Source organism: Microbaculum marinum (assembly GCF_037855135.1).
Taxonomy (GTDB): domain Bacteria; phylum Pseudomonadota; class Alphaproteobacteria; order Rhizobiales; family Tepidamorphaceae; genus Microbaculum; species Microbaculum marinum.
Genome location: NZ_JAZHOF010000007.1, coordinates 308,985 through 334,375 on the forward strand (window position 1 = coordinate 308,985; position 25,391 = coordinate 334,375).

Below are 25,391 nucleotides of genomic sequence, written 5' to 3' on the forward strand. Positions count from 1 at the left end.
CCTTACTGCTCACAGGGCGTGCTGGCGAGCATCTCCAGCCCGGACAGCTCGCCCGTCAGAACGAAGTCGCCGTAGTCGAGGACGATGGAACGGCTGACCCCGTTCTCGAACAGATCATAGCTGAACTCGTAGGTCGGGATCTCGGGTTGGTCGCTGTCCGGATCGAAATAGCCGATCGTGACCGGCCAGCTGGCCAAGCCGCCGAGGACATCATCGCCGACCTCTTCGGTGTGGTCGCTGGAGGATTGGCGCTCGCCGATCACCGTTGTCGTGGCAAAGGCCTTCCGCCCGGTATCCGAGCCGTCATAGACGTCGGCGGCGACGATCCTCTCACCCGCCTCGGCCGCTTGCAGGATCCTGCGCACGTGCTGGCTGGGAAACAGGGTTTTCGGGGAGAGCTCGAACTCCTCCTCCTCAGGCCGCTTTAGATCGACGCTGATATCGTCACCGTCTCGCGAGGCAATGCCGTCCGTCTCCTCCTGAAGCTTCCGGTTGAGGAAATTCTTGGTGATGAAACGGTAGCTCGAACCGTCGCCGGCTTCCCAGGTGGCCGACTGGAGATCGTTGACCAGGCTCCCGCGCTCCCCAATGATCTGGGTGACGAAACGGGTATTCACAGTAAAGCCCTCGCACTCGGTCCCCGTCGCTTCGAAGACCAGGCGGCCCTTGATGTCGCCGGGTCCCGAACTGCTGCGCGTAACGTCCAGTTCGAGATCGTAAATCGCCCGGTGTGGAATGATCGACGGCATCGCCGCTTCGACAGGGCGGGCCACGAGAAGAGCCGGCGCGAGGAGGACGAAGGCACCGAATTTCTGCATCATCTGATGTGACTCTTTCATCGAAATGTCGCCTTACTTTCCGCGAAAGCGGTAAGGATTTACAAGGACCGAAATGGGGCGCTTGCCAGTCGCGATCAAATCGGGGATCAACGGACAGAAATCAATTCGCCAGCCAGGAGCACATCATGTCCGACACCGTCGAATCGCGCCTTGCCGACATGGGCATCACCCTGCCGTCGCCAGCGGCGCCGGCCGCGAACTACGTGCCCTTCGTGCGCGCCGGCAACCTCCTGTTCGTGTCGGGACAGGTGCCGATGGGCTCCAGCGGCATCGAGCATCAGGGCAAGCTCGGTGCTGACTATTCCGTGGAACAGGGACAGGCGGCCGCGCGGCTGTGCGCGATCAATCTGCTGGCCCAGGTGAAGGTGGCCGTCGGCGATCTCGAAAAGGTCCGCTGCGTCAAGCTGAATGGCTTCGTCAATTGCACCCCGGATTTCGGCGATCAGCCGAAGGTCGTCAACGGAGCATCGGACCTGATGGTCGAGGCGCTCGGCGACAAGGGCCGGCACGCCCGCGCGGCGGTCGGTTCGTCCTCGCTCCCGTTCGGCGTCGCAGTCGAGGTCGAGGGCGTCTTCGAGATCGAAGACTGACCTCGCATGGCCGGTCTCGACTGGCTGACCGGACGACCAGTCGCTCATCGCGGCCTGCACGACGCTGCGAGCGGCGTGATCGAGAATACGCTGTCGGCGGCGCGCAGGGCCATCGAGGGCAACTATGCGATAGAGATCGACGTGCAGGCGGACGCCGATCTCCAACCCGTGGTCTTTCACGATTCTTCGCTGGACCGGCTGACGACCGGCAGCGGACGCCTTTCGGCGATGTCCGCTGCGGAACTCGCCGCGGTACCCTTCAAGGGAACAGATGACAGGATCCCTACCCTGCGCCAGTTTCTGGACGTCGTCGCCGGTCAGGTCCCGCTCATCATCGAGGTCAAGACCGACGGGTCGGGACAGTCCGCGTTCTGCGGCCGAATTGCCGAGGTCCTGGAGGGCTATGGCGGCCCCGTGGCGGTCATGTCTTTCGATCCGAAGACGGTTGATTCCTTCCGAATTCAGGCGCCGGCCTTGCCTCGCGGGATCGTTGCCGAATCTTTCAAGGAGGAGAAGCCGGAAGGAGCCAGCGCCTGGGACACGTACGTCCAGAGACATCTGCTTCACGCGGGGCGGACCAGACCGCATTTCGTCGCCTATTGCATCGACGATCTGCCGGCGGTCGCGCCGCTTGCGTTGCGCTGGATCTTCGGCACGCCGCTGCTGACCTGGACGGTGCGCACGGATGCTCAGCGCGAGCGCGGGCGGCGCTGGGCCGACCAGATCATCTTCGAGGGTTTTAGAGCGTGAGAAGCACGGAAAACGGACCGGCCTGCGAAATCGAGCAGGATGCCGCTATTGCCGTGCGGGTCGTCGATGGCCTGCGACAGGTGGCCGCGGCCGACTGGGATTCCTGCAGCATCGGCGTCGACCAATCGCCGGATGCGGGAATGTCCCAGGGGGTCGAGACCTTCAATCCTTTCGTTTCCCATGCCTTCCTGAAGGCGCTGGAGGACTCCGGCACCGTCTCGGCGAAGACCGGCTGGCTGCCCCAGCACCTGCTGATCGAGAACGACAGCGGTGGTCTCGTCGCCGCCATGCCGTGCTACCTGAAAAACCATTCGCAAGGCGAGTACGTGTTCGATTACGGCTGGGCCGATGCCTACGAACGGGCCGGCGGACGCTACTATCCCAAGCTCCAGGTCTCGGTGCCGTTCACCCCGGTCACCGGGCCGAGGCTGCTCGTTGCGCCGGGGCCGCAGCGCGACCGGTACCGCCACGCGCTGACCGCGGCGGCCATCGAGCTCTGCAGTCGCCACCATGCCTCCTCCGTCCACTGGACGTTCCTGAAAAAGGACGAGGCCGACCTGCTGGGCGGCCTGGGCCTGCTGCGCCGCACGGACCGCCAGTTCCACTGGGCCAACGAAGGCTATGACAGCTTCGACGATTTCCTGTCCGCGCTGTCGTCGCGCAAACGAAAGGCGATCCGGCGCGAGAGGCGGGAAGCAGTGGCTTCGGGAATCGACATCGTCCGGCTGACGGGCAGCGACATCACCGAGGACCACTGGGATGCGTTTTACGCGTTCTACATGGATACCGGCTCGCGCAAATGGGGGCGGCCGTATCTGAACCGGACCTTCTTCTCGCTGCTCGGCGAGACGATGGCCGATAACATCGTGCTCGTGATGGCGCGTCGCGGCGGGCGCTGGATTGCCGGCGCCCTGAATCTTGCAGGCAGAACGACGCTGTTCGGCCGCAACTGGGGCTGTCTCGAGGACCACCCGTTCCTGCATTTCGAGGTCTGCTACTATCAGGCGATCGAGCACGCCATCGTCAATCGGCTCGCCTTCGTGGAAGCCGGTGCACAGGGCGAGCACAAACTGTCCCGCGGCTACCTTCCGGTCACCACCCATTCCGCCCATTTCATAGCCGATCCGGGTCTGCGCGATGCGGTCTCCGACTATCTCAATCGGGAGCGCCACTACGTCGAAGCGGAATCGGAAGCGCTGAAGGAATACGCACCGTTCCGAAAGGGCAGTTGAGCGCCCGACGCGCGGGGACTACGGTCGCGTGCCTCAGAAGACCCTGCAAGCCAAGGAATGACTGCCCGTGTCCCGCCCCACTCCGGACAGCCGCGATCGCTACCGCGTGTTCCAGCCGATTACCACCCGGTGGATGGACAACGACATCTACGGCCATCTCAACAATGTCGTCTACTACTCGCTATTCGACACGGTGGTGAACGGCTTCCTGGTAGAGAACGGTCTCGTCGACCCTCACAGCGGCGACATCATCGGGCTCGTGGTCAACAGCAGTTGCCACTATTTCGCGCCGCTGGCGTTCCCGCAGCCGATCGAGGGCGGCCTGAGGGTCGACCGTATCGGCACATCGAGCGTGACCTACGGCGTCGGAATTTTTGCCAAGGACGGAGAAACCGCAGCCGCCCAGGGCGGCTTCGTGCACGTCTATGTCGACGCGGCCTCGCGACGTCCCCGGCCGCTGCCCGCTGCCATGCGGAAGGCGTTGCAGGAAATCTCCGACGTCCCGCAGGGGTCATGATCGCGTCAGGAGCGCCTTGACGGCACCCGGCAGCGACCCTTCTTCCAGATATTTCAGGCCGAGGAAACCACCGGCCATGATCGAGAACCAGGCGACAAAGGACCCGAGCGCCAGCGTCGACAGGCCGGTGACGCCCTGACCGATTGTGCAGCCGAGGGCCATGACGCCGCCGATACCCATGATCGCTCCACCGAAAATGTGACGCAGGACGTCATTGGCGTCGGTGAAGGTCTCGAGACGGAATTCGCGAAAGGCGACTGCAGCTACGAAGCCACCGAATATCACGCCGAAGACGGTGGCGATGCCGAAATTGATGGCGGCACCCGTGAAGGTCATCAGATACTGGATGCTGTCGCCAGTCGGCGCCACGAAGGTGAAGGACCCGAGAGGCGTCGGGTCGAAATCGTCGTTGCCGAGTACGCCGGTAATCCACCAGCCGGCCGGGATCAGCAGGCCGATGACGACGCCCGCCGCGATATCGCGGGGCGACGACCTGAACTCCCGATCCTTGAAGCAGTACCACAGCAGCCCGAATGCGACGACGGCGGTAACCAGCCAGCGGATCGCCTCGCCGCCCAGGCCCAGCGATGTCGCCAGCACGTCGTGCACGGCCTGCGTGGCGTGGCCGTAGCGGGAGAGGTCGATATTGGCGGCCTGCTCCATTTCCACGCGCGCCACGCCGACAAGGCCGCGCAACGTCATGTAGGCGAAGATGCCGAGGAACAGCACTGCGACGATCGACTTCAGGTTGCCGCCTCCGGCGCGCACAAGGATCCTATTGCCGCAGCCTCCCGCAAGCGTCATGCCGAAGCCGAACAGCAGACCGCCTACGATTGCCCCGAGCCACCCGAAGTTGGTGGTGAGGTAGATCGACTGGTCGAGGTCGACGATACCCGCATAGTCCATTGCCTGGCTAACGAGGATCGCGATGGCGATCGCCAGAAGCCAGGCGCGGAACCGCGAATAGCTTCCCATGAATACGATGTCTGACAGCGCCCCCATGGTGCAGAAATTGGTCCGCTGCACGGTGGCCCCGAAAACGATCCCGGCGACGAAACCTGCCGCGGCGACCAGAACATGGACGGGAACTTCATCCATCTCCAATGTCCTTTCGAGTTGTCGTCTCCGGGCAGACTGGAAACGCATGGGCTTTCATAGCGCTCAACCTCGATTCGTTGGCGAATTTCGGATCCGCGTCCAGTTGTTCGCGGACCTCGACCGATTGGAGAAATCGACCCCTGCGCTAGATATGTGCGGGATCATCCGCTCTGCACCTCTGCAACGCTTCGTGGCGCGAATGATCCTCAGCGGCACGGGTTCGGGTTTGCCCGGAACACCGGCCAGCACAAACGGGAGCAGCACGGCATGAGCAAGATTCGCGACGAAGTCCTTTCGGCCAATGCGAAGTACGCGGCAGATTTCGACAAGGGCGACCTGCCGATGCCGCCGGCACGAGCATTTGCCATCCTCACCTGCATGGATGCCCGTCTCGACCCGGCGAAGTATGCCGGCCTGTCCGAAGGCGACGCCCATGTCATTCGCAACGCCGGCGGGCGTGCGAGCGACGATGCCATCCGTTCGCTGGTCATCTCCTACAAGCTGCTTGGAACCCGCGAGTGGTTCATCGTGCACCATACCGACTGCGGGATGGAGACGTTCACCGACGATGTCATGCGCGGCCTGCTGGAATCGAGCCTCGAAACGTCGACCGTGGATGCCAGCGGCTGGCACGACCACGGCGCCGGTCCCGGCTCGCATGAAGGCGACTATATCGACTGGCTCACGATCTCGGACAATGCCCAGAGCGTCGTCGCCGACGTCAAGCGTGTGCGAGATCATCCGCTGGTGCCGGCCCGCATCCCGATCTACGGGTACATCTACGACGTCAGGACCGGCGAGCTCGTCGAAGTCCCCGAAGCGACCGAAGCCGGGGCGGCCGGGTAACTCGCATCTCGACGTCGCCGGAGACAGCGGGAGGCCGCCACGGCCTCCCGAAGTTCCGATGTCTGTACGAGCCTCCCGGCGCCGTGGCGCTCAGACGCCCTCGACCTCGATCTCCACGGGAACATTCCCGCGGGTCGCGTGAGAGTACGGGCAGATCTTCTCGTGCGCCTCGTTGGCCAGTTCCCGAAGCTCGGCCTCCGGAAGGCTGGTGTCCTTGACGTGCAGCTTCACCATGAGGCCGAAGCCGCCCTCGTCGCGCGGGCCAATCGTGACGCTGCAGGTGACGGCGGCATTCTTTGCGTTCTTCTTGTGCTGGCTCGCAACGAAGTCCAGCGCTCCGCCGAAGCAGGCGGCATACCCGGTCGCAAACAGGTGCTCCGGCGTGGTGGTGTCCGGATTGCCGGGCCCGCCCATCTCCTTGGGTACGGACAGGTCGACCGAAACCGACCCGTCCGATGCTTCGGAATGTCCATTGCGGCCGCCGACGGCAGTCGCGGTCGCGGTGAAAAGCGGCTTGATTCCCATCGGGGGCTCCTTGCTGTTGAGATGCCGACCCGCTGCAACATAGGCCGGACTACGGCGGTGGCGATGCCTGGGAGAAGATTTTCGCACTGCCTCGCGCGCACCCGATGTGCGCGCGGTTGACCGGGCCGGGCTGCTCTGGCTTCTAGCGGTCGAAACCCAACGGCACGGAGGCCGCGATGCCCGCCTATGACGACGACAACATCTTCGCCAGGATTCTGCGCGGCGAGATTCCCTGCTTCAAGGTTTACGAGGACGATCGGACATTTGCCTTCCTCGACATCATGCCACGCTCGAAGGGGCACATGCTGGTCATTCCGAAAGTGAAGGCAACCGGGCTGACCGACATCGGTGCGGACGACCTCTCCTATCTCATGGGCGTCGTGCAGAAACTTGCCCCGAAGCTCACGGACGCTCTCGGCGCCGACGGCTTCATGATCCAGCAATTCAACGGCGAAGCGGCCGGCCAGACCGTGTTCCACCTGCATTTCCACATCATCCCCCGCTGGGCCGACGTGCCGCTCAAGCCGCACGGCCGGACGATGGAGGACAAGGACGTGCTGGCGGCGACCGCGGAGACGGTGAAGGCGGCCTTCGCGGCGTGATCCGCCCTAGCCCGGCACAAGCCACACGGCGGCGAGAAGAGCGGCCTCACCGGCAAGAATGCCGGCGAGCATGTTGCGGCGGACGATGAAAAAGGTGGCGATTCCTATGGCGGCTGCCGCGAGGCGAACGGTCAGTGCGGTGGAGGCCAGGTCGCCGACGGGATAGATGACCAGCCGGGCGACCAGCCCTGCGACCAGGGCAGTCGCGACTGCGCGCACCCACAGCAGGACCTCGCTGTCCTCATCGATCCGGGCTGACAGGAACACGCCAAGAATGCGCCAGAGGTCTGTCGCCGCAAAGCCGGCCAGGACGATGAACAGGTAAGGCCACACCCCTGCTCCGACACCGTTCATGCGCGCCTCGCGCGCCCGAGCAGGTAGGCGAACGTCCCCCCCGCAAGCCCGGTCCAGAGCAGATCGAGGCCGGGAGCATAGAGGTGAAACACGGGACCGAGGCAAAGGCCGCCGGCAATCGCGAGCCAATCGATCCGATGCCTGGCTGCCGACATCATCGAGAGCAGAAAGTAGAGCGGGGTGAGCAGGATCAGCGCCGCCGAGATCGGCAACGGCACACCACCGGCCATGTAGTAGCCGAGAACGGTGGCTATCATGCAGATCGGCCAGAGCGTCAGGACGACGCCGAGGAAGAACGGAATGCGGAGCCGGCGGTCGAGATCGGGCATTCGTCGCATCGACTCGATCCAGACCGTCACCGCAACGAAATGCGACAGCAGTACCTGTTTCGGGATCGACGTCCTCGACGTCCGCATGACGGGCAGGATTGCGACGGTCATCGGCAGCAGACGGACGGCCGTCAGCGTCACCGCAATGGCGGTGGCCACGACTCCCGCGCCACCGGCGATCTGATCGACCAGCACGACCTGTCCGGGCAATGCGAAGACTGCGATGGTCACGAACAGCGATTGGCCGGCATCGAGTCCTGCCGCGCGCGCGAAGGCGCCAAATCCAAGGAACGAGCCGAACAGCACGATGCCGGGAACGCTGAGCGCCCGGGCCGCGCCCATGCGCACCGCATCGCTCCGGCTCCATCCGCCGGCGTCGGTGGTCTCGCCGCGCATGGGCGAGACCTACCGGCGGGCCGGAGGTCGAGGCGCGCTATTCACTCGTCAGCGGGATCTTCGGAACGCTCGGCCCAGTGCGTGAACCGCCGCCTTTCGGACTATCGGTCTCGGGAGACCCGTTGCCCTTCTGGGCAGCCGTCTTTTTCTTCGGCTTGGACGGTTTCTTGACCGGCTTCTCGCGCGCTGGCTTGGCCTCCGGCTCGGGGAATTCGAAGCCCAGCCTGGTCTCGCCGCCTTCCGGTGTCTCGACGATGACCCGAACCACACCGCCGCCCTTCAGCCTGCCGAACAGCACCTCGTCCGCGAGAGGCTTCTTGATGTGCTCCTGGATGACCCGCGACAGCGGCCGTGCGCCCATCTGTTCATCGTAGCCGCGGTCGGCGATCCACTTGTTGGCCTCCTCCGTCAGCTCGATGGTGATGCCGCGATCGGACAGCTGCGCTTCGAGCTGTAGGACGAACTTGTCGACGACTGTCGCCACCACGGCTGCCGGCAAGCTGTCGAACGCGATCGTGGCGTCGAGCCGGTTGCGGAATTCCGGCGAGAACATGCGGTTGATCGCTTCCACATCCTCGCCCTCGCGCTTGCTGCGTCCGAAGCCGATGGGAGCACGCGCCATGTCGGCCGCGCCCGCATTCGTCGTCATGATCAGGATGACGTTGCGGAAATCGACACGCTTGCCGTTGTGGTCGGTCAACTTGCCGTGATCCATCACCTGCAGGAGGATATTGAAGAGGTCGGGATGGGCCTTCTCGATCTCATCGAGCAGCAACACGCAGTGCGGATGCTGGTCGATGCCGTCGGTCAGCAGGCCGCCCTGGTCGAAGCCGACATAGCCTGGCGGCGCGCCGATGAGGCGCGAGACCGTGTGGCGCTCCATGTACTCCGACATGTCGAAGCGCAGCAGTTCGACACCGAGCAGCTGGGCGAGTTGCTTTGCGACCTCGGTCTTGCCCACACCGGTGGGCCCAGAAAACAGGTAGGAACCGATCGGCTTCTCAGGCTCGCGAAGGCCGGCGCGCGCGAGCTTGATCGCCGCCGACAGGGCCGAAATTGCCTTGTCCTGGCCGAACACGACCCGCTTGAGGTTCTCTTCGATATGCGCGAGCACCTCGGAATCCGACTTGGACACCGTCTTCGGCGGAATCCTGGCCATCGTCGCGACCGTCGCCTCGATCTCCTTGACGCCGATCGAACGGCGGCGCCGGGAAGCGGGCAACAGCATCTGCGAGGCGCCGGACTCGTCGATGACGTCGATCGCCTTGTCCGGCAGCTTGCGATCATGGATGTAGCGCGAAGACAGGTCGACCGCCGACTTGATGGCGTCGTTGGTGTACTTGACGCCGTGGAAATCCTCGAAATATGGCTTCAGTCCCTTGAGGATCTTGATTGCGTCGGGAACCGTCGGCTCGCTCACGTCGATCTTCTGGAACCGGCGGACGAGAGCCCGATCCTTCTCGAAATACTGGCGGTATTCCTTGTAGGTCGTCGAGCCCATGCATCTCAGCTGACCGCTCTGCAAGGCCGGTTTCAGCAGGTTTGAGGCGTCCATGGCTCCGCCCGATGTCGCACCGGCGCCGATCACGGTGTGGATCTCGTCGATGAACATGATGGCGCCGGGATATTTCTCGATCTCCTTGACGACAGCCTTCAGACGCTCCTCGAAATCACCCCGATAGCGCGTGCCGGCGAGCAGCGTGCCCATGTCGAGCTGGAAGATCGTCGCCTTCTGCAGCACCTCCGGCACATCGCCGTTGACGATGTGACGGGCAAGTCCCTCGGCGATGGCCGTCTTGCCGACGCCCGGATCGCCGACGAACAGCGGATTGTTCTTCTGGCGCCGGCAGAGCACCTGGATCGTGCGCTGCAGCTCCGACTCGCGTCCGATCAGCGGGTCGATGCGGCCTTCGCGCGCCTTCTGGTTCAGGTTGACGCAATAGGCCTCGAGAGCATCCGACTTCTTCTTCTCGCCGTCTTCGCTTTCCGTCGTCTCGTCGTCAGATCCCCGCACGGTGCGCGTCTCCGAATAGCCCGGCCGCTTGGCTATGCCGTGGCTGATGTAATTGACAGCGTCGTAGCGCGTCATGTCCTGCTCCTGCAGGAAGAACGCAGCGTGGCTCTCGCGCTCCGCGAAGATGGCGACCAGCACGTTCGCCCCGGTCACCTCCTCGCGACCGGACGACTGCACATGGATGACGGCGCGCTGGATGACGCGCTGGAATCCGGCCGTTGGCTTGGAATCCTCGCCGGTTTCGCTGATCAGGTTGTCGAGCTCGTTGTCGATGTAGTCTGTCAGGTTCTGGCGCAGGGCGTCGATGTCGACGTTGCATGCCCGCATGACCGCCGAGGCATCCTGGTCATCGACCAGCGCCAGCAGCAGGTGCTCCAGGGTCGCATATTCGTGATGGCGCTCGTTTGCGACGGCGAGCGCGCGATGCAGGGCTTGCTCAAGACTTCTCGAGAACGATGGCACGTGTCGATCCTACTTCTTCTCCATGACGCACTGCAATGGATGTTGGTGCTTGCGTGCGAAATCCATGACCTGGGTCACTTTCGTCTCGGCGACCTCGTATGTGTAAACGCCGCATTCGCCCACGCCGTTGTGGTGGACGTGCAGCATGATCTGGGTCGCCTCCTCCGGTCCCTTGTTGAAGAACCGCTCGAGCACGTGAACGACGAACTCCATCGGTGTGTAGTCGTCGTTCAGTATGAGGACGCGGTACAGGTTCGGCCGTTTGGTTTTGGGACGAACCTTGGTGACGATGCCCGTTCCGGATTCATCGTCGCCACCGCCATCCGCCCCCCGGCGGACCATGACCAGTTGCCTGTGCACGAGGGGATCGGAACCTTTCGATCCTTTCATTTCTATGCGCTCTCCCGCACCTGTCAGCATCGCGCAACAAGGACGATAGACATTCAAAAAAAGCCGCGGCCACCTTCCGCGACTCCCATCTTAGGGGCACGGGCAACAACAGGCTAGACGACGATTAAGTTAGGGAGAGAAGGTGCCCGTTTCCACCCGCCGCGACGGCAGGGCGGACAAATTTCGACGCTTAGGGGTTCACGGCGTCGAAAAAATGCAAAAGGCCCGACCTTACGGCCGGGCCCTACGCGCATACTCAACTCAGGTCAGGCTGTCGCCTGCAGCTTACTTCGTTGCCTTGGCAACGGCGCCTTCGAAAGGCTTGTAGGCGTCCTTGGCCAGGTCGGCGTAAAGCTCGCCGACCTTGGTGGCCTGCGCGACGAAGCCTTCGTAAGACGACTTGACGTAGTCGGTCTGAATCTCGAAGGCCTTATCGAGCGACTTTGCCGACATCAGCTTCTCGAAGGTCGAGGCACCATCCTCGAGCGACTTCTTGGAGTAGTCGGCCATCTCGGTGGCGAGCACCTGGAAGCCCTTGTTGAAAGAGCCGAAGCTCTTCATCGCCTGGTCCATGTTCTCTTTGCCGAGCTTCTGGAAATCTTCGAAACCGTTGATCATGGGCGGGTCTCCTTCATTAGATCGGGGCGGCGTCATGGCCGGCGCGACCGGCCTTATTGCATTGCGATCCTGATATATGCATTGCAGCATTAATGTCAAGATTGTTTTGCAGTGCACAATAAATGAGGCGGCGGCCAAATGGCCCGATCAGGAACAGCCTTTACGGTTTCCTAACTCGCTCGCCCGTACGCTCAACGTTGAATCTATGCGGCGGGTTCGACGTCGCCGCATAATCGCTGCAATTGGGACCATGTTTAGAGGTTGCTTGCACGACTGCGGGGAAGGCGGGGAAGACCTGACGACCAGGCGGATCCCGGTTTGAGACTGCATCAATGGTCGACGGCATCGTCGTTGAGCATCTCGCGCCAGCCTTTCTTCGGAACGCAACGACCTGCTAACGGAATGGGGATCGATCTATGATCGGCGTACTCCGGCAATTCCGGAAGAACTTCAGTTCATCGTTCGGACGACTGGCCAGGGGTGTCGCGCTGGCGTCAGTCGGGATCGCGGTTCTCGCCGCACCGCCGGCCAAGGCGGAGGACAGGTACGCTGCGTTCGTTATCGACGCGTCCAACGGCAATATCCTCTTCTCGCGATATGCCGACGACAAGCGCTATCCCGCCTCGCTCACCAAGATCCTCACCCTGTATCTCGTCTTCGAGGACCTGGATGCGGGGAAGATCCGGCTGGATACGCCGCTGAAGGCATCCCAGAACGCCGCCAACCAGGCGCCTTCGAAAATCGGAATAAGGCCGGGCGAGACGATCACCGTGGATCAGGCGATCCGCGCGCTCGTAACGAAATCCGCAAACGACGTGGCTGTGGTGGTCGCCGAGAATCTCGGCGGTTCGGTGTCGAATTTCGCAGCCCGAATGACCCAGACTGCAAGGTCCATCGGCATGCGCGGATCGAACTTCCGCAACCCGCACGGTCTTCCCGACAGCGGCCAGTACACGACGGCGCACGACATGGCGACGCTGGCCATTCAGACCATGCGGCGCTTTCCGCAGTACTATGGATACTTCCAGACCAAGAGCTTCACGTGGAAAGGTGCGACGTACGGGAACCACAACAAGCTGCTCGGCCGCGTCGCCGGTGTCGATGGGATGAAGACGGGATACATCAGCGCGTCCGGCTTCAATCTCGTGTCATCGATGCGGCGGGATGGACGCCACATCGTCGGCGTCGTGATGGGCGGCAGGACTGGAGCGACCCGCGATGCGCACATGCAGGACCTGCTGGAAACCTACATCAAGAAAGCCGCGACGAGCGGCGCGATGATGTTCGCCAACGCGCCGCTGCCGCCGAGCCGCCCGGACCAGGCGTCCCTGCCGGTGCGGACCTCGGCCGCCCAGATCATCCCGGTTCCGAAGCTGGTTGTACCGTCAATCCGGGTTCCCGGTACCCTGGTGACAGCCGGTGCCGCAGGCAAGTCGCTGCCCCTCGAAGCCCCGAGCGACACCACGGGCAGCGTCGCGCCGCCCGCTGTCGCCGCCGCCGCCACCCCGGTCCCCGCCCAGGTCGTCGAGCAGGGCGACACCAATGCCGCGGCGCCGGCAACGGTCCAGAATGGCGACTGGGTCATCCAGGTCGGCGCTTTCAACAACGAGCAACTGGCGTATGCCACGCTGCAGAAGGCGCGGGCCCGGGCTCCCGGTATGCTGGGCTCGGCAACCGCATTCACGGAAACGACGTCGAAAGGCGGGGAGACACTGTGGCGGGCCCGGTTCGCGGGATTTGATCAGAATACCGCCTATACTGCCTGCGCCGAACTGAAGCAGCACGCCTTCGGCTGCTTCCCGGCCCGGAACTGATGCGGTCAGGAGCGTCGGCCATGTTTGCGAAGCAGAAACTCCTTGGCCTCGTTGATCTTCGCGGCAAGGTAGGTCGACCCGCCCCGGTCGGGATGCATTTTCAGCATCAGTTCCCTGTGGGCCTTGCGGATGTCGGATTCATCGGCCCCCGGCGTCACGCCCAGCACCTCATAGGCCTCCTGCTCCGTCATTGGCCCCTGGGAACCGCGCTGGCCAGACCCGGTCGCACCTCCCTCCCCCGGACCCGGATCCGCCTCAGCGTGTTCACGCCAACCGGGAATCCGGCGGTCCAGATACGCTTCGAGTAGCTGCCGGCTCTCCTGGTCGTCGAGTTCCGCGAGAAGGTCGAGCAGGGTTTCCTCGTCGAGCGATTCCAGGGCGCGGCCGGCATGCTGGCCGCGCAGGACGTGCCCCCCAAGCTCACCGCTGTCATGGTCGAGAATCATCTCGAGCCAGGGAGATCGGACCGAGGAGGTCTGACCGCCGGTGCGCTGGGTGCGCGCCCCCATCCCGGCAAAGGGATTGCTGCGGAAGCCCAGCAGGGAGAGGCCGACGAGGGCGATCGGCGCGGCAAACGCGAAGCGTCCCAGCACGGCAAGGCCGGCTGCCACCACAAGCAGGGCGATGCCCCCTCCCCTTCGCAGTCCCACGGCAAGAGACGCGGGATTGGCCTGGACGAAGGCGCGGAACGCCAGGATCGCCAGGACGATTCCGATCAGACCGAGCAAGAAGGCGCCCATCGTCTAGTTCACCTCAGCGCAGCTGCTGCAGCAACCGCTGGGCCTCGCCCCGTCCCTTGCCGTAATCGGACAGCGCCTTGTGCCCGCCGGCCGCATAGACGGCAACGGCCGACAGCAGTTCGCGCAGATGCTGTGCCGATCCGGCATCGAACCGGCAGTAGGCACCGTTGGTCAGGCGCGCGATTTCGCGGAAAGCGCGCTCCGCGATCGCGTCGCGGCCCTCGTGGAACATGAACGCGCGGGTGCCGGTCAATCCGATTTCGCCGGCGATTGCGCACAACTCGTCGATCGATTCCTCCATGCAGTCGCCGATATAGACGAGCGCCTGGACCGGCTTCTTGCGGCTCTCGTCTCGCGTCCGCGACAGCACCTTGCGGATCTGCGTGTGGCCGCCACGACAATCGATCCGGGTCATCAGCCCGGCGAGCGCGCCGGGGTCGCTGACCCATCGGCTGGCCCGGCATTCGTTGAAACCGCGGAAATAGACCAGTTGCACATCTAGACCGCCGATCGCTGCCGTTTCGTGAAACATCTCCGCCTGCAGCTTGCACGCGGTGTCCCAGGTCGGCTGGCGGCTCATCGTCGCGTCCATGGCGAAGACAAGCCTGCCCCGCCCGCCCGCCGGACGCGCGGAGGACATGGTCCGCGCCTGGGCCAGAAAGGCATCGATCTGCGAGCGACTGCTCGCCTCCTCGACCGGATTCGCATCGGCTCGTGTCGTTGGGGTTTTCCGGTCCCCGGACATCTTCGCTGTTATCCTTCGTGCCGCCTGGACGCTTTGCTCTCCCTAGAATTGGCGTCCTTGAGCAGAATCGCAATGTCGGGACCTCACAGCAGGCCCATCTCGACGAGCTCGCGACGCATGTCGGTGGGCATTTCGGCGATGCCCGACGTCGATGCCCCCAGGTCGGGCGGTGCGTCCCGGGAATCGAGATACCGCCAGCCCTGGAACGGCCCGCGCGGCCGGGGCTCGACCAGCACGACCTTGGGCTCCAGCACGAAACCGCATCGCGAAATTCCGTCGTCGCCGGTCACGGGTCTCAGTTCCAGAAGGCGCTGACGGCACTGGATGATCCCCTTGATCACCCAATACAGCGACCCGCCGTCGAGCAGTTCATCCTGCCGTTTCGGGGTCATGCGGGTGACATGGACCTGCTCGGCAACCGTCCCTGCGCGACGCTTCGCCGCAAGCCGCTGATCGATCCACCCGGAGAGATCCTCGACGGAGTCGGCGCCGACGCAAAGCTTGATGAGATTGACGGTCATGGACCCGAAACTAGCGTCTCGATGCCGAACGGCAAAGCCGCGACGCCTCGCCTGCGGCGCTATGAACAGGAAAGTGCAGGCGCGCCCGGGAGCCGATCCGACTTGGCGCGGCCCTGGCTACGCCGCCCCGCCGTCGATCCAGGCGAGAAGATCGGACACCCCGTCGAGAATCACGTCGGCATGCGGCGCCAGGTCGTCGCGCGAGCCGTTCCCGCTTAGGACGCCGACCGCCCAGCCTGCCCCCGCCGCTCGCGCCATCTCAAGATCGTGCGTGTTGTCGCCGACGACGGCCACTTCCTCCGGATCGAGCCCTGTGGCGCCGCAGAAAGCATGAACCATGTCGGCGTGCGGCTTGGCGCGGGCGACGCTGTCGTAGCCGATCAGATGGGGGATGCGACCGGCCAGGCCCTGCCTATCCAGGAACGCCGAAAGCGAGGCGATGGAGTCGTTGGTGGCGATGCCGACAACAAGGTCGCGCCTTTCCAGTTCCCGGATCAATTCGTCCAGGTCGAGCAGCGGAGCAGACGTATGCGGGCCCATCGCCGCGCAGATGGCATCGACGCGGGCGCACTGGGCGTCGGCGTCGTCCGCCTCCAGCTGCGGCCACCACAGTCGCACGAGGTCCCTTGTCGAGCCCGCTGCCCAGACCGAGCCGGCACGGAACCGGCTCGTCGCCCGGTCGAGGCCCGCCGCCTCCAGCAGCGCTGCCGGTTCGCCGGTGGGCCGAAGCTCGGCGACGAGTTGTCGGATAACCGGTTCCCAGGTGGCGTCGCAGTCGATGAGGGTGCCGTCCTTGTCGAGCAATACGCCGCGGACCTGACGGCGCCCGGCCATCTCAGCCGCGCCAATGGCTGACGATGTCGGCAAGGTCCGGCCGGTCGCGCTCGATCGGGCCTTCGTCCGGAGTTCCCACATGCATGTATCCTGCGATGCGCTCGCCCTCCTCCATACCCAGTACGGCGGCCACGTCGCGATCGTAGGCCGGCCAGCCGGTAAGCCACTGCGCCGCATAGCCGAGGGCGTTCGTGGCGTGGATGAAGTTCATGCAGGCGGCACCGGCGGAGAGTTCCTGTTCCCACACCGGGATCTTCGGGTGCTCACCGGCGCGCGATACGACGACGACCAGCAGCGGGCCGCCGTCGCGCTTGCCGCGTTCGATACGCCCGGCCTCCTCGGAGGCGTCCGGATTGTTCGTCCGCCAGATTTCCATGAGCCGGTCGACGAACGCGTTCCGGTCCGCGCCGGCGAGGACGATGAACCGCCACGGTGCCAATTTGCCGTGGTCGGGCACCCTCGCCGCGACGGTCAGGATCCGTTCCAGTTCAGCGCCCGACGGCGCCGGTTCGATCAGCCTGGCCGCCGGAATCGACCGGCGGGCCGAAAGATAGGTCATCAGTTCGGTAGACGTTTGCGTCATGCTCAATGGTGCCGATTTTTCGGGGCGGCCGCCTGCCAATGGGGTCGTGACGTCGGCGGACTGCCGCTTTATAGAGGGATCTCCTGCTGTTTATCGTTCAAAGATCCGGATTTCCAATCATGTTTAAGCAAATTGTCTCAATCGTCGTATTTCTTCTCGCCGCCCTAAGCCTGACCAGTCCGATTCACGCCCAACAGCGCGACGTCATGCTGGTGCTCGATGCCTCCAACAGCATGTGGGGGCAGATCGACGGCAAGAACAAGATCGTCATCGCCCGCGAGGTCGTACGCGACGTTCTTGGCGACATTCCCTCGGACGTGCGCCTCGGCATCCTGGCCTACGGGCACCGTTCGGAAGGCGACTGCGGCGACATCGAAACCGTCGTCCCTGTCGGCCCGGTCGATTCCTCCGCCTACATGTCGGTGATCGACGGCATTTCGCCGAAGGGCAGGACGCCGCTCACGGAGGCGGTCCGCCGCGCCGCGGAGGCATTGAAATATACCGACGTGCCGGCGACCGTCATCCTCGTCAGCGACGGCATCGAGACCTGCAACGCCGACCCGTGTGCGCTTGCCGCCGAGCTCGAGTCGGCCGGGATCGACTTCACGGCACACGTTGTCGGCTTCGACGTCTCCGCTGAGGAAGCCGCAAGCTTCTCCTGCCTTGCCGAACTCACCGGCGGTCAGTTCTTCCAGGCCAGGAACGCCGGAGAGCTCACCGACGCGCTCGACACCGCCGTTCAGGAGGTCGCCGCAGCGGAACCCGAGCCGCAGCCGGAGCCAGTTGAGCAACCGGCACATACAGGGCCCAACCTCAAGCTCTCGGCAGTACCGGCGGAAGGCATGGAACCGCTTCAGAAGGGGCCATACTGGGTCATATCCGAGCCCCAGGCGGATGCGAGCGGCAAGCGCAAGGAGGTAAAGCGCAGCGGCAGTGCCCTCCCGGAACTCGAACTTCCCCCCGGCCGGTACTGGGTCGAGGTCTCCCACAAGCAGGCCCGACAGGGGCGGGAAATCGAGATCCCGGAGAACGGCGTCGCCGAGGAAGTCTTCGTCTTCGGCGCGGGACGTCTGACGATTGTGGCATTGCCCAGCGAGGGCGCCGAGCCGCTTGGCCAGGCCTACTGGATCGTCTACAGCGCAGCCAAGGACATGAGCGGCAAGCGTGAGGAGATCGCGCGCAGCGGCAGCGCCAAGGCCGACTTCTTCCTGCCCGCCGGCGACTACTACGTCGAAGGCCAGTTCAAGAGCGCAAAGGCCGGCAAAGAGGTGTCGGTAGAGGCCGGCAAGCTCACCGAGGAAGCGGTGGTGCTCGGCGCCGGCATGCTGGTCGTTTCGGCATCGGTCACCGAAAACGGCGATCCCCTCGACGATGTCATGTTCATTGTGCAGGAAGCCAATGCCGACCTGTCGGGCAAACGAAAGGAGATCGCGAGGTCGGCGCGCCAGATCGCCGAATTCGGGCTGCCCGCAGGCAAGTATCGCGTGGTTGCAACCACCGGCGAAGCGGAAGGATCGACCGAGGTCGAAGTCGCTGCCAACCAACGCACCGAGCGCCAGATCGTCATCGACCTCGGGGCACTTCAACTGAAGACATCTGTGACCGGCCTGTCCGGCGAACCGTCCGGAGTGCCGATCCGTTACGACGTCTATTCGGCCACGAAGGACATGTCGGGCAAGAGGACCAGCATCACCGCCTCGACGCGGCCGGTGCCGGTGTTCCGTCTGCCCAGCGGCGACTACTTCGTTGTCGCCCGGCTGGGTTCGCAGAACGTCCGCGCCGAGGCCGACGTCAAAGTTTCGACCGGCCAGCTGGCGGAAGTCGCCATCGAGCAGCAGGCCGGCTTCGTGAAGTTCGTCGTGGACGGCGACCCTTCCGACCGGGTGCGCTGGGACGTGATGGATGCCAGCGGCCAGAAGGTCGGGGCCTCGGTGCGCGAGGAGCTGGACTACGTTCTCGCACCCGGCGACTACGAGGTTCGCCTCACCGTCGGCGACACTGCCACGACCGAGACCTTTTCGATCGGCTCTGCGGAATCCAAGGAGATCCGCGTTGCACCGCCATCGTGAGCAATGGGCCGGTCGCGCGGTTGCGGTCGAACGGCCGCAGCCGCGCGACGACGCCGCATCCATGCCACATTCTCTGCTCTCAGTTGCAGCCGGCCGAGAGTATCGGCCGGCTACAACCCACTAGTAATTCGACAGCGGATCCCGTCACACGATACGTTCCACGGTGACGAATCCAGCCGGCACCGATTCCATGACCGTACTCCAGAAACTCCTGTCACGTCCGGTACGATTCTGGTTGGGTCCCATTGTGCTCGCCGCACTCGCCGCGCCGGTGGCTGCAGCGTCGCCCGTCCACGCTACCGGCGAGCAGGAGGTCGCCGGGGCGGCGCCCGCATCGCCAATCGTCGTCGCCCAGGTCACCTCCGTCCCGCTGCCGCGGGCACGACCGCTGATGCGCGCCCCCTCCTCCGACAGACCGGTCACCCTGCCCGGCGGCACGCCGCTCGATCTGCTGCAGGGGCTGGACATGAATCCGGACGGCAATTTCGAAACGCCGCTCAGCGACATTGCCAGGCCGAGCCGGCAGCTCGAGGTGACCGCCCGTCTCGTCGAGGGTGGCGAGACGTTGCTAGACGGATTGTCCTGGCGAATCTATCGCGCCCAGCCCGCCGCCGACGGGTCATTCGAGCTCGTCGAGGAAAGCCACAATGCGGCCCCGGTCTTCAGCCTGCCGGCGGACGACTACATCGTCCATGTCGCCTACGGCCTGGCGAACACGGCGTCGCGTGTTTCACTGGTCGACGGCCCGCAACAGCAGGCGCTTGACCTGAATGCGGGTGGAATGCGCGTATCGCCGCTTGGCGAGCTCGAGGAAGCGCTGTCGGACCGACAGGTGTCGCTGTCGATCTACTCGTCCGAACAGGATGAATACGGACAGCGCAAGCTGCTCGTCGAGGAGGCGCCCGCAGGCAAGATCATTCCCCTCAACGCCGGCACCTATCATGTCGTCAGCCGCTTCGGCGACGCCAATTCCGTGATGCGCGCGGATATTCGCGTGCAGCCCGGCCAACTCACCGAGGCGACGATCATGCATCGCGCTGCCGAAGTGACGCTGAAGCTGGTCAACGAACAGGGTGGCGAAGCTCTGGCGAATACCGCCTGGAGCATCCTGTCTCCGGGCGGCGACGTGGTGAAGGAAAGTTACGGGGCCTTCCCCGCACACGTGCTGGCCGCAGGCGAGTATTCGGTCGTCGCCCGCCACGACGGCAATCTGTACAGCCGCGAATTCGTGGTCGAGCCGGGCCGCGATTCCGAGGTCGAGCTTATCGCGAGATAGAGTACGGCCGGCCTATTCCTCTGCGTGAATGACGATCAGCTTCTGGCCTTCGCCAACCTGTTCGCCTTCGTTCGCAGCCACTTCGGAGACCGTTCCGGCCCGACCGGCGGTCAGCGTATGCTCCATCTTCATGGCCTCGATCACCGCAAGCTTGTCGCCGCGCGCGACGGTCGCTCCCGTCTCCACATGTAGAGAAATCACCTTGCCGTGCATGGGAGCGCGAACGATGGCGTCTCCATCCGGCGTGTCCAGGTCACCGGAAAGCGCATTGCGGCTCGCGACCAGGAACTGCCGACCGTCGACGAGGACATAGATCCCCTCGACGGTGTCGACGAGATCCGCATCCAGCTCGTCCTCGCCGTTGACCGGGCCCGAGACGCGTACCGCCGGACCGCCCTCGGCCCATTCAATCCCGACCGTCCCTGGTGCCCCGTCGACGAGGATGGGCCTGGCAACGTGCCGTATGCCGCTGAGCTGAAAGCTGTCGGCGACACTCCACGGGGAGGCTGCCTCGTTCGAGCGGCGCCTCCGCTCTGTCTCGATGCGCTCCCCCTCGCGTTCGATCAGCCGCAGTGCGCCTAGGGCCACCGCGGCCTCGCGCAACGAGTCGGGGACGCTGACGAGGCCGTCCAGCTTTCGATCGATCAGGCCGGTATCGAAGTGGTTCGAGCGAAAATCCGGATCGTCGGCGAGCTTCTGGAGAAAGCCGATATTGGACCGGGGGCCGGCAACCAAGCTGGCGCGCAGCGCGGCCGACAGGCGGTCCAGCGCCTCGTCGCGGCCTGCGCCGCAGGCAATGACCTTGGCAATCATCGGATCGTAGAACGGTGCGACGGTGTCGTCCTCGCGCACACCGGTATCGATGCGGATGCCATCGCCGGCAGCGAGTTCGAGGACTTGCAACCGGCCGGTCGACGGCAGGAAGCCGTTATCGGGATCCTCGGCGTACAACCGCGCCTCGACGGCGTGCCCCGACAGCGCTATCGACTCCTGCATCAGCGGCAGCGGCTCTCCCGCGGCAACGCGCAACTGCCACTCCACGAGGTCCTGGCCAGTCACCGCTTCCGTCACCGGATGCTCGACCTGCAGCCGCGTGTTCATCTCCATGAAATAGAACGGCGAATCGTCGGACAGCGGCTTTGAACCGTCGACGATGAACTCGATCGTTCCGGCGCCGCGATAGCCCACGGCGAGCGCGGCCTTCACCGCGGCATCGCCCATCCTGGTCCTGAGGCCCTCGGTCATGCCCGGGGCCGGCGCTTCCTCGATGACCTTCTGATGGCGGCGCTGCAGCGAGCAGTCGCGCTCGAACAGGTGGACGGCGTTGCCGTGGGAATCGCCGAACACCTGCATCTCGATGTGGCGCGGCTTGGAAACGAACTTCTCGATCAGGACGCGGTCGTCCCCGAACGCCGACTTGGCTTCCCGCTTGGCGCCCGAAAGGGCATCGTCGAACTCGATCGCCTTGTCGACGCGGCGCATGCCCTTGCCGCCGCCACCGGCGACGGCCTTGATCAGAACCGGATAGCCGACCTCGTATGCCTTCTCGCGCAGGAAGTCCGCGTCCTGCTTGGCGCCGTGAAAGCCGGGCACGACCGGCACCCCCGCCTTCTCCATCAGCGCCTTGGCACCGTCCTTAAGCCCCATCGCGCGAATCGCGGATGCATCCGGCCCGACGAAGATCAATCCGGCGTTCTGGCAGGCTTCGGCAAAGGCTGCGTTCTCGGACAGGAAGCCATAGCCGGGATGGATCGCCCCGGCCCCGGTCTCCCGCGCCGCCTCGATGATGCGGTCGGCACGCAGGTAGCTGTCGGTGGCTGGTGCCGGACCGATCCGCACCGCCATGTCGGCCAGTTCGACATGCATGGCTCCTGCGTCGGCATCCGAATAGACCGCGACCGTCGTCAGCCCCATGCGACGGGCAGTGGCGATGACCCGGCACGCGATCTCGCCCCGGTTGGCGATCAGGAGGGTGTCGAACATCCCGTTCTTATGTCATTGCAACCGGCTGGGGGCAATCTGCAGTTCGACTTCCGGCGGCCATGCCGAGCGGCTACTCGCCGGATCCTTCCTCCGAGGCAGACCGAACCCGCGTGAACACGTAGCTCTGGCCGTCCTCCATGGACAGCCGAAGGAGATTGTGGCTGCCCGATCCGTCGATCTGGAACTGCGCGAAGGCGATGGGATCAGGACCAAGCGACTCGGAAATCGTCTCGAATCCGCTGACAGGCGCAAGGGTCGCTGCGAAGACGTCTTCGCGCCAGGGCGTCAGAGTGATCGAGGCCCCGGTGGTGAACGCCACGGCAAGGGCATCGCCTTCCTGCGTCACAGTCACGGGGCCCATGGCATCATTGCGGTAGTCACCTGCAAGCTGCTCGAACGGCATCGGTGACCGTTGCCCGGCCGAGGCGTCCTGCTGGGCCGACGCGGTCTCGCCCAGCGCTTTGGCCGCGTTCAGTTTCTGCGCCGCGTAGTCGATTTCGGGATTACCGAGGAACCGGTCGAGAACCCACAAGCCGACGGCGTCCGGGAAGCCCATGTTCGTCTCGTTGCTGAGAACGACTATGCCGGCATTTCTGGAAGGCAGGATTCCAACGAATGCGCCAAAGGAAAGTGTGCCGCCGTTGTGCCAGATGATCTCGCCGTTCGGCGTCGACTGGAGACCCCACCCCATCGCATAGGAGTACGTGTCCGACAGGCCGACCCGCGGCACCCGGGTGGCCGCGAGGTTCTCCTTCGAAACGATTTCGTCCCCGTCGAACTTGCCGTCTGCGAGTTGCAGGCGCAGCCACTGCGCCATGTCCTCGACGTTGGAATTGATCGCACCGGCTCCGTCGAGATTGTACGGGAACAGATGCGTGAAGGGCACCTCTACGGTACCGTCCGCCGTCCAGCGGTGGCCGACGGCATGATTCGGGGCTGCCTCGATACCGGCGGCACTGGCCGACGAATCGTCCATCCCCAGCGGCTCGAAAATCTCGCTGCGGAGAGCCGCTTCCCAGTCCTCAGCACCGGCCGCACGGGTCACGATGCCGCCGGCCACGAGATGCGTCAGATTGGTGTAGCTGAACGTCGAGCGAAAGCTCGTCCGCGGCTCGACGAACCGCAGCGACCGGATCATCGCGGTCCTGTCGAACCCCAGCATGCTGAAGATGTCGTTGACGTAGGGCGGCAGGCCCGACCGCTGCGAAATGATGTCGAAGACCCGAAACTCCTGCGTGACCCAGGGATCCTTCATCTGGAACGTGGGGTCGATATCGACGACCCGGTCGTCCCACTTGAAATCTCCGCGGTCCACCGAGATCGCCAGCATCGTGGCCAGGAACGCCTTGCTCGTCGAACCGATCTGGAAAACCGTCTTCGTATCGACCGGCTCGCCACCCTTCCGACGGGTTCCGAAGCCCTTGGCGTAGACGAGCTTGTCGCCGGTGACTATGCCGACCGCCAGGCCCGGCAAGTCGAAGGACGACATGCCCTGGGATATGTACTCTTCCAGTTCCGGCACGATCTCGGCGACGAACCCGGGTACGTCGTCGTCGGCCCGCGCCGGAATCGTCGGCGAGGCGAATGCAACCGTCAGAACCAGTGGCAGAAGAATGCGGGACAGGCGGCCGCTTGCGTCGGCAAACGGCAAACGTGTTGAATGCATCTCCATGGACCCCGAACCCCGTTGACCTCGTCGCCCGAAAACGCGCGACGGTGACACAACCCAAGATCGCAATCCAGTGAATTTCTGAGCCACTGGCGGGGCGGCCGGCGGACGCATTTCGGGTCGGAACGTTCGCGCCGCGCCGTCAGCACTCGACGACGTTGACCGCCAGCCCGCCCTTGCTGGTTTCCTTGTATTTCTCGCTCATGTCGAGACCGGTCTGGCGCATCGTCTCGATACAGGTATCCAGCGGGACGAAGTGGCTACCGTCGCCCCTGAGGGCCAGAGACGCGGCGGTGACCGCCTTCACGGCGCCCAGCGCATTGCGTTCGATGCACGGCACCTGGACGAGGCCGCCGACCGGATCGCAGGTCATGCCCAGATGATGCTCCAGCGCAATTTCGGCGGCATTCTCGACCTGCTCGTTGGTGCCGCCCAGCGCCGCGGCGAGACCCGCGGCCGCCATCGCGGACGCGGATCCGACCTCGCCCTGGCAGCCGACCTCGGCGCCGGAGATCGAGGCGTTGTGCTTGATGATTCCGCCGATCGCCGCGGCTGCCAGCAGGAAGGTCCGGATGCCGGCGGCATCCGCGTCCGGACAATGGTCGAGGTAGTAGCGGATCACTGCGGGGATGACGCCGGCGGCACCGTTGGTCGGAGCCGTGACGACCCGTCCGCCGGCGGCGTTCTCCTCGTTGACCGCCATCGCATAGACCGACAGCCAGTCCATCACCGTGTGCTCGAAGGTCCGGTTGCGGCCGGCTTCGGCTTTCAGCTTCTCGTAGATGGCCGCGGCCCGCCGCCTTACCTTCAGGCCGCCAGGAAGCTGGCCCTGCCGTGTCAGGCCGCGGCCCATGCAGCCGTTCATCGATTGCCAGATAATGTCGAGCTTCGGATCGAGGTCGCAGTCGGCGCAACGGGTGAGTTCGTTGGCGCGCTTCATCTCGGCGATCGACAGGCCGCACTCGCGGCCCATTGCAAGCATCTGCGCCGAACTGGCGAACGGATACGGCACGTCCAGGTCGCGGGTCAGCGGGCTCTCGTCATCCCCCACCCGGTTCAGTTCAGCTTGCGTCTTCACGAAGCCGCCGCCGATCGAATAGTAGGTTTCCTCGAGCACGACATTGCCGCCCACGCCGTGGGCGAAGAAGCGCAGGCCGTTGGCATGGCCCTGGAGCGGCGGTCCGTAGTCGAACACGATGTCGGTCGCCGGATCGAACGAAAGCGCAGGCAAACCGGGCGGCGACACGGTCCTGCGCGCCGATACCTCCGCAAGGATCGCGTCCACACCGTCCGGATCGACGCCGTCCGGCCTCTCTCCGGCGAGACCGAGGATCACGGCGCGGTCGGTGGCGTGTCCCATGCCGGTGAAAGCGAGCGAACCGTGCAGGGATACGGAGAGCCTGGCCACATGGGCACAGCCCCGCCGTTCCAGCAGGGCCAGGAAGCGAGACGCCGCAACCATCGGTCCGACGGTATGGGAGCTCGATGGGCCAATTCCGATCTTGAACAGTTCGAATACGGACAGGAACATCGACGATCGCCCCGGGGCCATGCCTGAGTTCAGCCGAGGCTACGCTTCACATCGTCGTTTTTTC

At 64.5% G+C, this 25,391-nt stretch carries 25 protein-coding genes; 9 read left to right on the plus strand and 16 right to left on the minus strand.

Going from position 1 to position 25,391, the window contains the following annotated elements; all coding sequences use genetic code 11:
- Window positions 1-2: 2 nt before the first annotated feature.
- Window positions 3-749, minus strand: a complete 747-nt coding sequence (locus tag V3328_RS18145) for a cell envelope integrity EipB family protein (RefSeq protein WP_340331108.1) — start codon at window positions 747-749, stop codon at window positions 3-5.
- A 215-nt stretch (window positions 750-964) separates the two neighbouring features.
- Here V3328_RS18145 and V3328_RS18150 point away from each other — a divergent pair, with 215 nt between their 5' ends.
- The 4 genes from V3328_RS18150 (at window position 965) to V3328_RS18165 (ending at window position 3,928) form a co-directional block, all read left to right on the plus strand.
- Window positions 965-1,429: a RidA family protein gene (locus V3328_RS18150; protein ID WP_340331109.1), complete on the plus strand. Its 465-nt coding sequence runs from the start codon at window positions 965-967 to the stop codon at window positions 1,427-1,429.
- Window positions 1,430-1,435: 6 nt separating this feature from the next.
- On the plus strand, window positions 1,436-2,179 hold the full coding sequence (locus tag V3328_RS18155; protein WP_340331110.1) for a glycerophosphodiester phosphodiesterase: 744 nt from the start codon (window positions 1,436-1,438) through the stop codon (window positions 2,177-2,179).
- Window positions 2,176-3,411: a GNAT family N-acetyltransferase gene (locus V3328_RS18160; RefSeq protein WP_340331111.1), complete on the plus strand. Its 1,236-nt coding sequence runs from the start codon at window positions 2,176-2,178 to the stop codon at window positions 3,409-3,411. Before V3328_RS18155 ends, V3328_RS18160 begins: the two co-directional genes overlap by 4 nt.
- Window positions 3,412-3,478: 67 nt before the next feature.
- The gene (locus V3328_RS18165; RefSeq protein WP_340331112.1) at window positions 3,479-3,928 is read left to right on the plus strand and encodes an acyl-CoA thioesterase; all 450 of its coding nucleotides are present in this window, start codon (window positions 3,479-3,481) and stop codon (window positions 3,926-3,928) included.
- On the opposite strand, the gene V3328_RS18170 is transcribed toward V3328_RS18165, so the two are convergent.
- Window positions 3,923-5,026 carry a YeeE/YedE family protein gene (locus V3328_RS18170; RefSeq protein WP_340331113.1) on the minus strand — a complete coding sequence of 368 codons (1,104 nt, stop codon included), beginning with the start codon at window positions 5,024-5,026 and terminating at the stop codon, window positions 3,923-3,925. The genes V3328_RS18165 and V3328_RS18170 overlap by 6 nt on opposite strands.
- A gap of 267 nt (window positions 5,027-5,293) precedes the next feature.
- Between V3328_RS18170 and V3328_RS18175 the strand changes: the two genes are divergently transcribed.
- Window positions 5,294-5,872, plus strand: coding sequence for a beta-class carbonic anhydrase (locus tag V3328_RS18175; protein WP_340331114.1), 579 nt, complete (start codon window positions 5,294-5,296; stop codon window positions 5,870-5,872).
- 90 nt (window positions 5,873-5,962) lie between these two features.
- Here V3328_RS18175 and V3328_RS18180 read toward each other — a convergent pair whose 3' ends face one another.
- A complete protein-coding gene (locus V3328_RS18180) occupies window positions 5,963-6,397 on the minus strand; it encodes an organic hydroperoxide resistance protein (RefSeq protein WP_340331115.1) in 435 nt (144 codons plus the stop codon).
- Between the two features lie 176 nt (window positions 6,398-6,573).
- Between V3328_RS18180 and V3328_RS18185 the strand changes: the two genes are divergently transcribed.
- A complete protein-coding gene (locus V3328_RS18185; protein WP_340331116.1) occupies window positions 6,574-6,999 on the plus strand; it encodes an HIT family protein in 426 nt (141 codons plus the stop codon).
- A gap of 6 nt (window positions 7,000-7,005) precedes the next feature.
- Here the strand turns inward: V3328_RS18185 and V3328_RS18190 are convergent, their stop codons facing one another.
- The 5 genes from V3328_RS18190 to V3328_RS18210 all read right to left on the minus strand — a co-directional run bounded on the left by V3328_RS18190 (window position 7,006) and on the right by V3328_RS18210 (window position 11,562).
- Window positions 7,006-7,353: an AzlD domain-containing protein gene (locus tag V3328_RS18190; RefSeq protein WP_340331117.1), complete on the minus strand. Its 348-nt coding sequence runs from the start codon at window positions 7,351-7,353 to the stop codon at window positions 7,006-7,008.
- Window positions 7,350-8,078, minus strand: coding sequence for an AzlC family ABC transporter permease (locus V3328_RS18195; RefSeq protein WP_340331118.1), 729 nt, complete (start codon window positions 8,076-8,078; stop codon window positions 7,350-7,352). Before V3328_RS18195 ends, V3328_RS18190 begins: the two co-directional genes overlap by 4 nt.
- 37 nt (window positions 8,079-8,115) lie before the next feature.
- Window positions 8,116-10,554, minus strand: coding sequence for an ATP-dependent Clp protease ATP-binding subunit ClpA (gene clpA / locus V3328_RS18200; protein WP_340331119.1), 2,439 nt, complete (start codon window positions 10,552-10,554; stop codon window positions 8,116-8,118).
- A gap of 9 nt (window positions 10,555-10,563) precedes the next feature.
- The gene (clpS, locus tag V3328_RS18205; RefSeq protein ID WP_340331192.1) at window positions 10,564-10,896 is read right to left on the minus strand and encodes an ATP-dependent Clp protease adapter ClpS; all 333 of its coding nucleotides are present in this window, start codon (window positions 10,894-10,896) and stop codon (window positions 10,564-10,566) included.
- 333 nt (window positions 10,897-11,229) lie between these two features.
- A complete protein-coding gene (locus V3328_RS18210) occupies window positions 11,230-11,562 on the minus strand; it encodes a phasin family protein (protein ID WP_340331120.1) in 333 nt (110 codons plus the stop codon).
- Window positions 11,563-11,978: 416 nt separating this feature from the next.
- Here V3328_RS18210 and V3328_RS18215 point away from each other — a divergent pair, with 416 nt between their 5' ends.
- The gene (locus V3328_RS18215; RefSeq protein WP_340331121.1) at window positions 11,979-13,376 is read left to right on the plus strand and encodes a serine hydrolase; all 1,398 of its coding nucleotides are present in this window, start codon (window positions 11,979-11,981) and stop codon (window positions 13,374-13,376) included.
- Window positions 13,377-13,381: 5 nt separating this feature from the next.
- Here the strand turns inward: V3328_RS18215 and V3328_RS18220 are convergent, their stop codons facing one another.
- The 5 genes from V3328_RS18220 to V3328_RS18240 all read right to left on the minus strand — a co-directional run bounded on the left by V3328_RS18220 (window position 13,382) and on the right by V3328_RS18240 (window position 16,799).
- Entirely contained in the window at window positions 13,382-14,116 is a 735-nt protein-coding gene (locus V3328_RS18220) for a DnaJ domain-containing protein (protein WP_340331122.1), read from the minus strand.
- A 13-nt stretch (window positions 14,117-14,129) separates the two neighbouring features.
- The gene (locus V3328_RS18225) at window positions 14,130-14,756 is read right to left on the minus strand and encodes a vWA domain-containing protein (protein WP_378759024.1); all 627 of its coding nucleotides are present in this window, start codon (window positions 14,754-14,756) and stop codon (window positions 14,130-14,132) included.
- Window positions 14,757-14,944: 188 nt separating this feature from the next.
- The gene (locus V3328_RS18230) at window positions 14,945-15,382 is read right to left on the minus strand and encodes a DUF1489 family protein (protein ID WP_340331124.1); all 438 of its coding nucleotides are present in this window, start codon (window positions 15,380-15,382) and stop codon (window positions 14,945-14,947) included.
- A gap of 117 nt (window positions 15,383-15,499) precedes the next feature.
- The gene (locus tag V3328_RS18235; RefSeq protein WP_340331125.1) at window positions 15,500-16,216 is read right to left on the minus strand and encodes an HAD family hydrolase; all 717 of its coding nucleotides are present in this window, start codon (window positions 16,214-16,216) and stop codon (window positions 15,500-15,502) included.
- Window position 16,217: 1 nt separating this feature from the next.
- On the minus strand, window positions 16,218-16,799 hold the full coding sequence (locus V3328_RS18240) for a nitroreductase family protein (RefSeq protein WP_340331126.1): 582 nt from the start codon (window positions 16,797-16,799) through the stop codon (window positions 16,218-16,220).
- A 119-nt stretch (window positions 16,800-16,918) separates the two neighbouring features.
- Here V3328_RS18240 and V3328_RS18245 point away from each other — a divergent pair, with 119 nt between their 5' ends.
- Together V3328_RS18245 and V3328_RS18250 are read left to right on the plus strand one after the other, a co-directional pair.
- Entirely contained in the window at window positions 16,919-18,868 is a 1,950-nt protein-coding gene (locus V3328_RS18245; RefSeq protein WP_340331127.1) for a VWA domain-containing protein, read from the plus strand.
- Between the two features lie 163 nt (window positions 18,869-19,031).
- Window positions 19,032-20,144: a hypothetical protein gene (locus V3328_RS18250; protein ID WP_340331128.1), complete on the plus strand. Its 1,113-nt coding sequence runs from the start codon at window positions 19,032-19,034 to the stop codon at window positions 20,142-20,144.
- A 12-nt stretch (window positions 20,145-20,156) separates the two neighbouring features.
- On the opposite strand, the gene V3328_RS18255 is transcribed toward V3328_RS18250, so the two are convergent.
- From V3328_RS18255 to V3328_RS18265, 3 genes are all read right to left on the minus strand, one after another.
- Window positions 20,157-22,127 carry an acetyl/propionyl/methylcrotonyl-CoA carboxylase subunit alpha gene (locus V3328_RS18255; RefSeq protein ID WP_340331129.1) on the minus strand — a complete coding sequence of 657 codons (1,971 nt, stop codon included), beginning with the start codon at window positions 22,125-22,127 and terminating at the stop codon, window positions 20,157-20,159.
- Between the two features lie 70 nt (window positions 22,128-22,197).
- A complete protein-coding gene (locus V3328_RS18260) occupies window positions 22,198-23,793 on the minus strand; it encodes a serine hydrolase (RefSeq protein ID WP_340331130.1) in 1,596 nt (531 codons plus the stop codon).
- Window positions 23,794-23,938: 145 nt separating this feature from the next.
- Entirely contained in the window at window positions 23,939-25,327 is a 1,389-nt protein-coding gene (locus V3328_RS18265) for an L-serine ammonia-lyase (protein ID WP_340331131.1), read from the minus strand.
- Between the last annotated feature and the right edge of the window lie 64 nt (window positions 25,328-25,391).